Source organism: Variovorax sp. YR750, assembly GCF_900109805.1.
Lineage (GTDB): Bacteria > Pseudomonadota > Gammaproteobacteria > Burkholderiales > Burkholderiaceae_C > Variovorax > Variovorax gossypii.
Genome location: NZ_FOBJ01000018.1, coordinates 41806 through 54388, shown reverse-complemented (window position 1 = coordinate 54388; position 12583 = coordinate 41806). Strand labels below are relative to the sequence as shown.

General features: G+C 67.0%; 12 protein-coding genes. 3 read left to right on the top strand and 9 right to left on the bottom strand.

What is annotated here, in order from left to right:
* Window positions 1-38: 38 nt before the first annotated feature.
* From pncA to BMY35_RS30535, 9 genes are all read right to left on the bottom strand, one after another.
* Window positions 39-764: a bifunctional nicotinamidase/pyrazinamidase gene (gene pncA, locus BMY35_RS30575; RefSeq protein WP_093206765.1), complete on the bottom strand. Its 726-nt coding sequence runs from the start codon at window positions 762-764 to the stop codon at window positions 39-41.
* A gap of 28 nt (window positions 765-792) precedes the next feature.
* On the bottom strand, window positions 793-1527 hold the full coding sequence (locus BMY35_RS30570; protein ID WP_019658423.1) for an ABC transporter ATP-binding protein: 735 nt from the start codon (window positions 1525-1527) through the stop codon (window positions 793-795).
* On the bottom strand, window positions 1524-2312 hold the full coding sequence (locus BMY35_RS30565) for an ABC transporter ATP-binding protein (protein WP_093206764.1): 789 nt from the start codon (window positions 2310-2312) through the stop codon (window positions 1524-1526). Before BMY35_RS30565 ends, BMY35_RS30570 begins: the two co-directional genes overlap by 4 nt.
* Entirely contained in the window at window positions 2309-4249 is a 1941-nt protein-coding gene (locus BMY35_RS30560; RefSeq protein ID WP_093206763.1) for an ABC transporter permease, read from the bottom strand. Before BMY35_RS30560 ends, BMY35_RS30565 begins: the two co-directional genes overlap by 4 nt.
* A 79-nt stretch (window positions 4250-4328) precedes the next feature.
* Window positions 4329-5534, bottom strand: coding sequence for an ABC transporter substrate-binding protein (locus BMY35_RS30555; RefSeq protein WP_019658426.1), 1206 nt, complete (start codon window positions 5532-5534; stop codon window positions 4329-4331).
* 79 nt (window positions 5535-5613) lie between these two features.
* Window positions 5614-6198 (bottom strand): amino acid synthesis family protein, encoded by a 585-nt coding sequence (locus tag BMY35_RS30550; RefSeq protein WP_093206762.1) that lies wholly within the window; start codon window positions 6196-6198, stop codon window positions 5614-5616.
* Between the two features lie 52 nt (window positions 6199-6250).
* Window positions 6251-6892, bottom strand: a complete 642-nt coding sequence (locus BMY35_RS30545) for an amino acid synthesis family protein (RefSeq protein WP_093206761.1) — start codon at window positions 6890-6892, stop codon at window positions 6251-6253.
* A gap of 21 nt (window positions 6893-6913) precedes the next feature.
* Window positions 6914-7819 (bottom strand): UPF0280 family protein, encoded by a 906-nt coding sequence (locus BMY35_RS30540; RefSeq protein WP_093206760.1) that lies wholly within the window; start codon window positions 7817-7819, stop codon window positions 6914-6916.
* 2 nt (window positions 7820-7821) lie between these two features.
* On the bottom strand, window positions 7822-9444 hold the full coding sequence (locus tag BMY35_RS30535; protein WP_093206759.1) for a 6-hydroxynicotinate reductase: 1623 nt from the start codon (window positions 9442-9444) through the stop codon (window positions 7822-7824).
* Between the two features lie 323 nt (window positions 9445-9767).
* Here BMY35_RS30535 and BMY35_RS30530 point away from each other — a divergent pair, with 323 nt between their 5' ends.
* From BMY35_RS30530 to BMY35_RS30520, 3 genes are all read left to right on the top strand, one after another.
* A complete protein-coding gene (locus BMY35_RS30530) occupies window positions 9768-10541 on the top strand; it encodes a ferredoxin--NADP reductase (RefSeq protein ID WP_093206758.1) in 774 nt (257 codons plus the stop codon).
* A gap of 118 nt (window positions 10542-10659) precedes the next feature.
* On the top strand, window positions 10660-11424 hold the full coding sequence (locus tag BMY35_RS30525) for a TetR/AcrR family transcriptional regulator (RefSeq protein WP_093206757.1): 765 nt from the start codon (window positions 10660-10662) through the stop codon (window positions 11422-11424).
* Complete coding sequence (locus BMY35_RS30520; protein WP_093206756.1) at window positions 11379-12578, top strand: amidohydrolase family protein; 1200 nt, start codon at window positions 11379-11381, stop codon at window positions 12576-12578. Before BMY35_RS30525 ends, BMY35_RS30520 begins: the two co-directional genes overlap by 46 nt.
* Window positions 12579-12583: the final 5 nt, after the last annotated feature.

Below are 12583 nucleotides of genomic sequence, written 5' to 3'. Positions count from 1 at the left end.
TGTTCTTGTTGCTCTTTCCGACTCTTGCGGCAATGCGCTCAGGCGGTCTGGATGTCGGCCGACTGGATGCGCTTGACACCCTTGGCCGTCATCTGCTTCCACGCGGCGGCCAGCGAACCGTTGAGGTCGATGCCGCGCGTGGCGTCCTCGATCACGTAGGCCTCGAAGCCGGCCTTGCGCGCGTCCATCGCGGTCCAGGCCACGCAGAAGTCGGTGGCAAGGCCTGTGACGAACACGGTCTTGATGCCGCGCGCCTTGAGGTAGCCGGCCAGGCCCGTGGCCGTCTTGTGGTCGGCTTCCTCGAAGGCCGAGTAGCTGTCCATCTCCTTGTGGAAGCCCTTGCGGATGATGAGCTGCGCGGTAGGCACCTTCAGGTCCTTGCCGAGCGCGGCGTCGTCGGTGCCCTGCACGCAGTGGTCTGGCCACAGCACCTGCGTGCCGTAGCTGAGCTTGGTGGTCTCGAAGGGCTTCTTGCCGCTGTAGGTGCTGGCGAAAGACGCATGGCCCGCCGTGTGCCAGTCCTGCGTGACGACGATGTTCTCGAACGCTGGAGCCAGCGCGTTGATCACCGGGATGACTTCGTTGCCGCCCTTCACCGCGAGCGTGCCGCCGTCGAGAAAACAGTTCTGCACGTCGACCACGATCAGCGCCGCCTTGGCGCCGGGCTTGATCTTGCCGGCCGCGAAGGCGTTGAAAGCGACACTGCCGAGGCCACCGGCCAGCCCGAGGGCGGCGGCGGATTTCACGAGGGTTCTGCGATGCATGGCGTGGACTCCGGGGTTGAAGAAAAACTCAGACGCTCAGATAGGCGCGGCGGACTTCGTCGTTGGCCGCGAGCTCGGCCATCGTGGCGTGATAGCGGATCTGCCCCTTCTCGAGCACATAGGCGCGGTCGGACACCAGCTCGGCGAAGTGCATGTTCTGCTCCGACAGCAGGATGCTCACGCCCTGCGCCTTGAGCTCCAGGATCATGTTGGCCATCTGCTCGACGATCACCGGCGCCACGCCTTCGGAAGGCTCGTCGAGCAGCACGAGGTACGGATTGCCCATGAGCGTGCGCGCCACCGTGAGCATCTGCTGCTCGCCGCCGCTCATGCGCCCGCCGGGACGGTTCGGCATCTCGCCGAGGTTGGGGAAGAGCTTGAACAGGCGTTCGGGCGTCCACAGCGGCGCGTCGCTGCCGTCGGCCCAGCGGCGCGCGGCCTGCTTGCCGACCTCGAGGTTCTCCATCACCGTGAGGTCGGTGAACACGCGGCGGTCTTCGGGCACGAAGCCCAGGCCCAGGCGCGCCGCATGGTGCGGCTCGCTCTTCGAGATGTCGTGGCCCAGGAAGCGCACCGCGCCGCGGCGCTTGGCCAGCATGCCGATCAGCGCCTTCAGCGTGGTCGACTTGCCCGCGCCGTTGCGGCCCATGAGCGCGACCACTTCGCCGCGACGCACTTCGAGGTCCACGTCGTAAAGGATCTGCGCGGCGCCGTACCAGGCGCACAGGGCCTTGGCCTGAAGCAGGGGTTCATGCGTGCTCATGCGGCTTCTCCTACGGCTGCGGCCTTCTTCTCGAATGTCTTGCCCGTGCCGAAGTACACCTCCTGCACCTTCGGATGGTCGCGGATCTCCAGCGGCTTGCCCTGCGCGATGAGGCGCCCACGCGCCAGCACGATCATGCGGTCGGCGTACGCGAACACCACGTCCATGCTGTGCTCGGTGAAGAGCACGGCCATGCCGCGCTGGATGACGAGTTCCTTGGTCAGTGCCATGAGCGAGTTGCGCTCCTTGGGCGCCATGCCGGCGGTGGGCTCGTCCATCAGCAGCAGCTTGGGCGAGTTGGCCATCGCGATGGCGAGCTCGACGCGCTTCACGTCGCCGTAGGCCAGCACGCTGCAGGGCCGGTCGGCCTGCGACTTCATGCCGACCTGGTCGAGCAGGGCCAGCGCCTCGTCGCGCTTGTGGTCGGCGGCGCGGCGCCATGTGGAAAACAGCTTGCGGTCGTGCGAGAGCAGCGCCATCTGCACGTTCTCGACCACGGTGAGCGAAGCGAAGGTCTCGGCGATCTGGAAGGTGCGGCCCACGCCCATGCGCCAGATCTCGCGCGGCTTGCGGCCCACGAGTTCCTGGCCGTCGAGCGTGATGGAGCCCTGGTCGGCCTTGAGCTGGCCGTTGACCATGTTGAAGGTGGTGGACTTGCCGGCGCCGTTCGGCCCGATGAGCGCGAGCAGCTCGCCGGGCGGCAGCTCGAAGCTGATGCCGTCCACGGCCTTCACGCCGCCGAAGGACTTGCCGAGGTTCTCGACCTTGAGGAGCGTTCCGGTCATGCCTTCACCTCCTCGAGCTTGGCCTTGGCTTCGGTCTTTGCAACTTCGTCTTCCTTCGGCGCGCGCCACCGGTCGGCCAGCTGCTTGATGGAGCCCGCGATGCCCTGCGGGAACAGCAGCACCAATATGAGGATGATGGCGCCGAGCATCGCGCGCCAGTAGTCGGTGTTGCGCGCCACCGTGTCGTGCAGCCAGGTGAAGGTGACGGCGCCGACCACCGGGCCCGCGAGCGTCTGGATGCCGCCGAGCAGCACCATCACGAGGCCGTCGACCGACCTGCCGACCGACAGCGTCTCGGGCGAGATGCTGCCCTTGGAGAAGGCGAAGAGCGCACCCGCCAGGCCGGCCACGGTGCCGGCGATGACGAAGGCAGCCCACTGCATGCGCTTGACGTCGATGCCGATGGCGTCGGCGCGAAGCACCGAGTCGCGGCCCGCGCGCAGCGCATAGCCGAAGGGCGAGAACAGCACGCGCCGCAGCCACCACACGCCCGCGCCCACGAGCACCAGCGTGAGCCAGTAGTAGGCCCGCTTGTCGGAAAGCCACTCGGAGGGCCACACACCGGTCAGGCCGTTGCTGCCGCCGGTGAAGCTGTCCCACTGGTAGGTGACGGCCCAGGTGATCTGCGCGAAGGCCAGCGTGAGCATCGCGAGGTACACGCCCGACAGCCGCACCGCGAACCAGCCGTAGACGAAGGCGCCGAGCGCGGCGATCAGCGGCGCGACAACCAGCGCGAGCTCCATCGGCAGGTGCAGCGCGCGCACCAGCAGCGCCGCGCCGTACGCGCCGAGGCCGAAGTACGCGGCATGGCCGAAGGAATGCATGCCGGCCGGGCCCATGATGAAGTGCAGGCTGGTGGCGAAGAGGGCCGCGATCATCAGGTCGATCATCAGCACCGTGGTGTAGGGCGAGTTCACCGTCAGGAACGGCACCACGGCCAGCAGCAGCGCGAGCACGGCTGCGGCCACCATGTAGGCGTTGCTCGGGCGGCGCAGCGGTTCCTCCTGCATGCCGACGTAGCGGCTCGGCGCCTGCGGGCGGCCGAACAGGCCCCAGGGGCGCCACACCAGCACGATGGCCATCACCAGGAAGTCGACCATCAGCGTGAGCTTGGAAAACGACACGTCGATGCCGAAGATCTGCACCACGCCGAGCCAGATGCACACCGCCTTGATCTCGGCGATGAGCAGCGCGGCCATGTAGGCGCCAGGCAGCGAGCCCATGCCGCCCACCACCACGACCACGAACGCGGCGCCGATGGTGTTCAGGTCCATCTCGAGCGTGGCGGGCTCACGTGGCAACTGCAGAGCGCCGCCGAGGCCGGCGAGCAGCGCGCCGAGCGCGAACACCGCCGTGAAGAGCCAGGCCTGGTTGACGCCCAGCGCGCTGACCATCTCGCGGTCTTGCGTGGCGGCGCGCACCAGCGTGCCGAAGCGCGTGCGGGTGAGCAGCAGCCACACGAGGCCGAGCACCACCGGGCCGATCACGATCAGGAACAGGTCATAGGAAGGAAACTGCCGCCCGAGGATCTCGACCGAGCCCTTGAGGCCGGGCGCGCGCGGGCCGAGCAGTTCGTCGGGCCCCCACAGCCACAGCACCGCGTCCTTGATGACGAGCACCAGCGCGAAGGTGGCGAGCAGCTGGAACAGTTCCGGCGCCTTGTAGATGCGGCGCAGCAGCAGCACCTCGATCAGCGCGCCGAGCACGCCGACCGCCAGCGCCGCGATCAGCAGCGCGGGCCAGAAGCCCAGGCTCGAACCCAGCTTGTCGACGAGCGTGTACGCGAGGTAGATGCCCACCATGAAGAACGATCCATGGGCGAAATTGACGATGCGCGTCACGCCGAAGATCAACGAGAGACCGGCCGCCACGAAGAAGAGCGAGGACGCGCCGGCCAACCCGTTGAGCAACTGAACAACGAAGCCTGAGAAACTCATAAGGACCCTGAGGAAACTGGAGACATCCGCATCCGCGCCTTGGTGCAAGGGCTGCGGATGCAGTGCAGGAGCCGCGCGATCAGTCGGCGGGGCGCATCTTCTTCACTTCGTCGTCCGACGGCTGGAACTTCGCGCCGTCGAGGTAGACGTAGTCGACCATCACGCCCTTGCCACCGTCGTTCTTGGTCTTGCCGACGTAGGCGCCCATGGTGGACTGGTTGTCCTGCGCGCGGTAGCTGATCTTGCCGAAGGGCGTGTCGACCTGCAGGCCCTTGAAGGCGGCCACGAGTTTTTCAGTGTCAGTGCCGCCGGCCTTCTTGATGCCGGCCGCGATCGAGTGGATGGCGCTGTAGCCGACCACCGAGCCCAGGCGCGGGTAGTCCTTGAACTTGGCCTGGTAGGCGTCGAGGAAGGCCTTGTGCTCGGGCGTCTTCACGCCGTTCCAGGGATAGCCGGTGACGATCCAGCCGTTGGGCGCTTCATCTTTCAGCGGGTCGAGGTACTCGGGCTCGCCGGTCAGCACGCTCACCACCTCGCGGTCCTTGAACAGGCCGCGCGTGTTGCCCTCGCGCACGAACTTGGAAAGGTCGGCGCCGAACAGCACGTTGAAGATGGCATCGGGCTTGGCATCGGCCAGGGCCTGCACCACGCTGCCCGAATCGACCTTGCCCAGCGGCGGTGCCTGCTCGGCGACGAACTCGACGTCGGGCTGCGCGGCCTTCAGCAGCGTCTTGAAGGTGGCGACCGACGACTGGCCGTATTCGTAGTTGGGGTACACGAGCGCCCAGCGCTTCTTCTTGAGCTTGGCGGCCTCGGGCACCAGCATCGCGACCTGCATGTAGGTCGAGGGACGCAGGCGGTAGGTGTACTTGTTGCCGTTGCTCCAGACGATCTTGTCGGTGAGCGGCTCGGCCGCGAGATAGAAGAACTTCTTCTGCTTGGCGAAGTCGGTCAGCGCCAGGCCGGTGTTCGACAGGAAGGCGCCAGCCAGCACGTCGATCTTCTCACGCGAGATGAGCTCTTCGGCCACGCGCACGGCGTCGCCGGGGTTGGCGTTGTCGTCGCGGCTGATGAGCTCGATCTTCTTTCCGTTGATGCCGCCCTTGGCGTTGATCTCGTCGACCGCGAGTTCCATGCCCTTCTTGTAGGGCTCGAGGAAGGCGGGTTGCGCCTTGTAGCTGTTGATTTCACCGATCTTGATCACGCCCTGCGCGTGCGCGGGAACGAGGGCCGTGGCCAGCGTGACGACGGACGCGGCGCAGAAAACATGGCGCAATGGATTCATCGAGAAGCTCCTAGGGGTTAAGGCAGAAAGAATTCGAGTTGTTGGGGCACGGGACTCTGGATGGACGATGCGGCGCGTCTCAGCGCAGGCCGTCTTCGCCCTTGATCTCGGAGACCTGCAGGCCGCCGATGCGTGGCAGCGGGCGGCCGCTGTCGGTGACGGCCACAGCCACCACGATCTCGTTGGCACGCGGCGCGTCGCTCACGCGGGCTTCCACCGCGTCGAAATGGCTGCGCACGAAGGCGGCATCTTTATGGCCCAGCGGCACGTCGATGGCGGTGCCCAGCGTGCCCTGCTTCTTGGCCGAGGGCACGAGCGCCGCGCCCTTCTCCACTGCCACGCGCAGCGGCGCGCCGAGCTTGGGATGCAGGATGGCGGCGGCATGCTCGAGTTCACCTCGCTCGCCGACGATGGCAGCCTTGCCGTAGCTCTGTGCCTGGCCGGGCTCGATGCCCAACGCCTTCACGGCCTTCTGGCCCAGCAGCGCGCCGAGCTCCTCGCCGATGGCGATGAGTTCGTCGAGGTTCTCGCTGTAGCGGCCCGCGTACGGGTTCTCGATGACGGCGATGGCGACGGCGCGGCGCGTGGGCGGCGTGATGTCCTTGCCCATTTCCTTGCGGGTTTCGTCGACCTGGATGACGAGCTTGCGGATGTTGGCGGTCATGTTCTGTGTGTTCCTTGTCTTGTCTCTGTGCGGTTGCGTCGGGTGCTGCTGCTCAGCGCAGGCCGTCCCACTTGCTGATGTCCTTCGCGAGCAGCCCGCCCACGCGGGCATGCACGCGGTAGCCCGTGCTCATCGCGAGGATGAAGACGATCTCGTCGGCCGCCGGCGCGCCGGGCACGCGTACTTCGATGGCGTCGAACTGGCCGCGCACGTAGCTGGCGTTGATGTTGGTGAGCGGCACGTCGAGCGCGGCGCCGGGCGGGCCGACCTTCTTGGTCGAAGGCACGATCGACAGCGCGTTGCCGGGCTGGCCTGTCTTCTCCTCGGCCTTGCCCGCGGTGTAGGCGGCGCGGCTGCCCTTCCAGCCGAGCAGTTCGCGCATGGCGTAGCCGCCGGGCACGTGCCAGAGCGCTCCATGCTCCAGCTCGCCGTCAGCGCCGACGATGGCGCCCTTGCCGTAGGTGGCGATCTGCTCCAGCGGCACATCCATCGCGGCGTGCAGCTTGTGCGCCATGTCTACGCCCACGGGGTCGAGCAGCGCCATCATCGGCAGGATGTCGGGTTCGTAGCGGCCCGCGAACGGATTGGTCAGCACCGCGCCGATGGCACCGCGCACCAGCGGGGTGTCGGCACGCGGTCCGAACTCGTGGTGGATGTGCTCGACATGGGTGAAGACGCGGCGGATTTCGATCATGAAAAAGAACCTTGCTTTTCGTTAAGCAAATACTGAACCAACGGATTTCGGCAGCTCTGTGTCGAGTGCCTTCGAGCATAAGGGCTCGACAAGTCTCCACTGCCCCTGACAAACGAGTAGAGCGGCCCAGACGAGCCCTCCTTTTTGCAGGACCTTGGCGCACACCACGCCCGTATCGAGTGCGCTGCGCACCTGCGCGGGGGCCAGCGTCGGCACGTCGACGGTGACGAGCGTGTCGCCGAGATCGCTGTCGTCCTTGCACTCGTTCGCGGGGCGGCGCGCGATGGCTTCGTCGTCCACGTCGACGGCGTTGGCGATCACTGTCGCGGCGGCATCGGCCTGCGCTGCCGTGGCGGCCAGCACCGTCACGCTGTCGGCGATGCCCAGCGAGAAACTGCGCCCGCGCCAGCCGCTGGTGGCGACGCCGCGCACGGGCTGGTCGGCGCGCAGCTCGAACTGGCCGTCCGTCGTGAGGATGCCGCTGCTGTCGCGCCAGTCGAAGCGCGCGATGTCGGCGAACACGCCCACGCGCGCGGACTGCCCGGGCGCGAGGTGCAGCGCGATGTCGCCGCCGTTGTTGATCCACGCGCGCTCGATGCCGGGACGCTCGTAGAAGGCGATGAGCTCCTGCGCCACCGAACCGGCCACCGCCGCCATCGGCGTGATGAACATCGGAGAGAACGCGGCGCAGGCATCCCACATGCGACGGGCCACCACGTTGCGCGGACGCATCTTCTCGGTGACGGGCAGACGCAGCAGCGGCAGTTCGCGCACCAGTTCGTCGAGCACGTGAACGAAGCGCGCCCAGGCAGCGTCGTGCGCAGCGGCCACGGCGTACGGGTCGCCGTACGCCTCGGCCACGATGTCGATCGGGCCGTGGTTGAAGTGCCAGCGGCTCTTGTCGAGCGCACTGCGTTGGGCGGACATGATCAGCCCAGCATCGGGGCGTGGCCGAGCGGCCACGGGTTGGCGTCGTCCACCGCGAGCCATTGGCGCGCAAGCGGTGCGCCGTCTTCCTGCCATGCACCACGCGCGAGCGCCTGTTCGAGCGGGAAGATGTGTTCGACGTGGCCGCCGAGCGCCTCGTAGTCGTCGCGACGCATGCTGAACTCGATGGGCGCGACGATGGCCGGAGTGGGCACGGTGCCGAAGCTGTTGTCGGGCATGCGCATGACGTCGGCCATCACCGTGATGCCGCCGCCCGGCCACACGTAGGCCGGCGCACCGCCGCAAGTGACGTTGACCAGCGCGCGCTTGATGGCGCGCGTGAGCAGCACCGGGTTCTCGGTGACGCCCGCGCGCAGGCTGCCGCCGGCACCGCCGAGGAACAGCACGGTGCACAGCGAGGGTTCGCAGTTCTCGCCGATGCGATCGACGATGCGCTTCACCTCGGGCGGCATGGGCTGCTCGACGGGCTTGAGCGCGTCGTCGAGCACGTACCACTGCGCATGCTCGCCGGTGGTCGAGGTCATGAGCAGGCGCAGGCCGGGGCGCGCGACGCCCTCTTCCCAGCCTTCGATGATCGCGAGCGGATCGGCGATGTCGGTGCCGCCCCAGCCGTTGCCCGGGTTCGCCACCTGGAAGTAGCGCCCCGGCGTGGACTTGCGCCCCAGCATCTGGATGCCCGAGGGCGCCATGTCGAGGCAGCGGCCGGCCTGGTGTTCGGTGAGCACGCCGGTGATGTGGTCGTCGACCACCACCACCTCGTCGGCCACGCCGGCGAACTGGCGCGCGAAGATGCCGACCGCCGCCGAGCCGCAGCCCACGCGCATGCGCTGCTCTTCCACGCCGTTGACGATGGGCGCCTTGCCCGCCTGGACGACGAGGGTGGAGCCGCCGTCGATGGTGCACTCCACCGCCTTCTTGTTGCCCAGCAGCTGCATCAGCTCGGCCGTCATGCGGCCTTCCTTCTTGCTGCCGCCGGTGAGGTGGTGAACGCCGCCGAGCGAGAGCATCTGCGAGCCGTATTCGGCCGTGGTCACGTGGCCCACGACCTCGCCGCGGTAGCGCACGTTGGCCTGCTCGGGGCCCAGGAAGCGGTCGGTGTCGATCTTCACCTTGAAGCTGCAGTAGCTGAAGATGCCTTCGGTGACGACGGTGACCATGTCCACGCCCTGGGCCTTGGAGGCCACGATGAAGGGGGCGGGCTTGTAGTCTGGGTAGGTGGTGGAGGAGCCCACGCCGGTGACGAAGACTTCGTCGGAGTGCAGCAGGTCGCCGTTCCAGTCGGGGGCGGCATCGGCCGACTCGGCAGCTTCGGCGCCGGGGCGGTCGAAGGGCACCAGCACGGGCGCTTCGCTCTCGATCGTGCGACGCAGCAGCACCACGGGATCGACGCGCACCAGCACGCCCTCTTTATTGGCATAGCGGTCGCAGGCGCCGGTGCGGCCGTCGGAGATCTGGCACAGCACCGGGCAGGCGTTGCACTCGACCTTGGCGGAGCTCATGCGCTCGTTGCGCAGCGGTGCCTTGCCGAAGGCGCTGCTGCCGGCTTCGGCCACCACGGGCATGTCCATGCCCGGGAGGCCGTCTGTCTTGGTGTGTTCTGTCATCGGGGCGATCTCTTGGCGTTCGGTCGTGTGCGAAGGTGCAATTTCAGGCTGCCGGGGTTTGCAACAAACGTGCCGTACGCCCGCTTGTGCATCGACTTCCGTTTGTGTAGCATTCCCTACACTTTCATGTTGCATTCACTACATCAAAGGTCAATGTAGCAAACGGGCCCGATGCTTGCAATGGTGTTTTCTCGCGGTGTTCATCGGGGTTTCTCCGACCAACGACAATGGAGGGTTCGGAGCCGGCCGGCGGCTTTCGCCCCAAAGGCGTGCACGCAGGCTAAGCCAACCTCCCTAGTTACCAACCAACTCTTGAGTTCCGTATGAGTGCATTCAGCGAAGAACGCGTCCTGAGCGTCCACCACTGGACCGACCGCCTGTTCACCTTCACCACCACGCGCGACCCGGCGCTGCGCTTCTCGAACGGTCATTTCACGATGATCGGTCTGAAGGTCAACAACAAGCCCCTGCTGCGCGCCTACAGCATCGTGAGCCCGAACTACGAGGAGCATCTCGAGTTCCTGAGCATCAAGGTGGAAGAAGGCCCGCTGACCTCGAAGCTGCAGCACATCCAGGTGGGCGACACCATCATCGTGGGCCGCAAGCCCACCGGCACGCTGCTGATCGACTACACGCTGCCGGCCAAGCGCCTGTACCTGTTCGGCACCGGCACCGGCCTCGCACCGTTCATGAGCATCATCCGCGACCCGGACACCTACGAGAAGTTCGAGCAGGTCATCCTGGTGCACGGCGTGCGCCAGGTCGACGAGCTGGCCTATCACGACCTCGTGACCGACCACCTGCCCAAGCACGAGTTCCTGGGCGAGATGATCGCCAAGCAGCTGCTGTACTACCCGACGGTCACGCGCGAGGAGTTCCGCAACCAGGGCCGCATCACCGACCTGATCGAGAGCAACAAGCTCACCGACGACCTCGGCCTGCCGCCGTTGAACGTCGAGGAAGACCGCGTCATGCTGTGCGGCAGCCCCGGCCTGCTGGTCGACCTGAAGCACATCCTCGAGAAGCGCGGCTTCAAGGAAGGCAACACCAGCACGCCGGGCGACTTCGTCGTCGAGCGCGCCTTCGCAGAGAAGTAATGAAGGCCCCCCGGCTTTTCACTCGCTGTGCTCGTGTAACTCCACCCCCCATGGGGGAGGCGCGGTCCGCCTTGGGGCGGCCCGGCGGCGACCGCCTCCCTCTTCATCCCGCCCTCCGATGGAACGCAAGGTAGTCACCAAGCCGCAGCGCCGCACGGGCGTGCGCGAGGCGGCTGCCCAGGCCACGCGCGACAGCATCCTGAAGGCGGCGACCAAGGTCTTCGCCAAGTACGGCTACGACGGCGGCAGCGTGGAGAAGATCTCCAAGGCCGCGAAGTCGTACGACCGGATGATCTACTACTACTTCGGCAGCAAGGAAGGCCTCTTCATTGCAGTGCTCGAAGGCATCTACCAGCGCATGGACGACGCCGAAGCGGCCATCGCGCTCGACGCCTCGCGGCCGGTGGACGCGCTCACCGAAGTCATCCGCTTCGTGCTGGGCTACTACCGCAAGAACCCCGAGTTCGTCACGCTGCTGAACACCGAGAACCTGCACAAGGGCCGGCACATTTCGAAGTCGCTGCGCGCCCGCGAGTATTCGTCGCGCGCGGTGGCGATCATTGCGGAGATCCTGGCGAGCGGCGCGTCGCAGGGCCTGTTCCGCAAGGATCTGGTGGCACGCGACATCTACCTGCTGATCGCGTCCACGGGCTACTTCTACACATCCAACCGGCACACGCTCACCGCCTTCCTCGGTGAGCCGCTGGAGTCGCCCGAGGCCATCGCGCACTGGGAAGACTTCGTGATCGAGACGCTGCTGCGCACGGTGCGCGCGGACGCCGACGAGCCGCAGGACGACGAGAACAACTCCACCACATCCCACGAGGACACATCGAAATGGCAGAAATCGCAGCCGGCGGCAAGTCGGGCAAGGTCGTCATAAGGAACATCGGGCTGCTGCTCTCGGGCGACATCGACAAGCCCATCCTCGATGCCGACACCATCGTCGTGAACGACGGCCTGATCGTCGCGGTCGGCAAGGAAAAGGACTGCGACCTCGAAGGTGCGGTCACCGTCATCGACGCGAAGAAGACCTGCGTGGCGCCCGGCCTGATCGACAGCCACGTGCACCCGGTGTTCGGCGACTGGACCCCGCGCCAGGGCCAGCTCGGCTGGATCGACTCCACCATGCACGGCGGCGTGACGACGATGATTTCCGCCGGCGAAGTGCACCTGCCCGGCCGCCCCAAGGACATCGTGGGCCTGAAGGCCCTGGCCATCACCGCGCAGCGCGCCTTCGACAACTTCCGCCCCGGTGGCGTGAAGGTGCTGGCGGGCGCGCCCGTCATCGAGAAGGGCATGGTCGAGAGCGACTTCAAGGAACTGGCCGAGGCCGGCGTGGGCCTGCTGGGCGAAGTGGGCCTGGGTTCGGTGAAGGCCGGCTACGAGGCCAAGGAGATGGTGGCCTGGGCGCGCAAGTACGGCATCCAGAGCACGATTCATACGGGCGGCCCGTCGATCCCTGGCTCGGGCCTGATCGACAAGGACGTGGTGCTCGAGGCCGATGCCGACGTCATCGGCCACATCAACGGCGGCCACACCTCGCTGCCCGAGGCGCACGTGTGCGAGCTGTGCGAGAAGAGCTCGCGCGCCATCGAGATCGTGCACAACGGCAACGAGAAGGTCGCCATCGCGGCGGCGAAGGCGGCGCTGGAGCTCAAGTGCCCGCACCGCGTGATCCTCGGCACCGACGGCCCTGCCGGTTCGGGCGTGCAGCCGCTGGGCATCCTGCGCATGGTGGCGATGCTGTCGTCCATCGCGAACATCCCTGCCGAGCTGGTGTTCTGCTTCGCGACGGGCAACACCGCGAAGATCCGCAAGCTCAACTGCGGCCTGGTCGAGGTGGGCCGCGCCGCCGACTTCGTGTTCATGGACCGCGCCCAGCACTCGCCCGCGCCGGGGCTGCTCGAGAGCGTGCAGCTCGGCGACATCCCGGGCGTGGGCATGGTGATGATCGACGGCATCGTGCGCTGCGGCCGCAGCCGCAACACGCCGCCGGCGACCGATATCCCGGTCGTCGTCTCGGGCACGCACTGACCGGC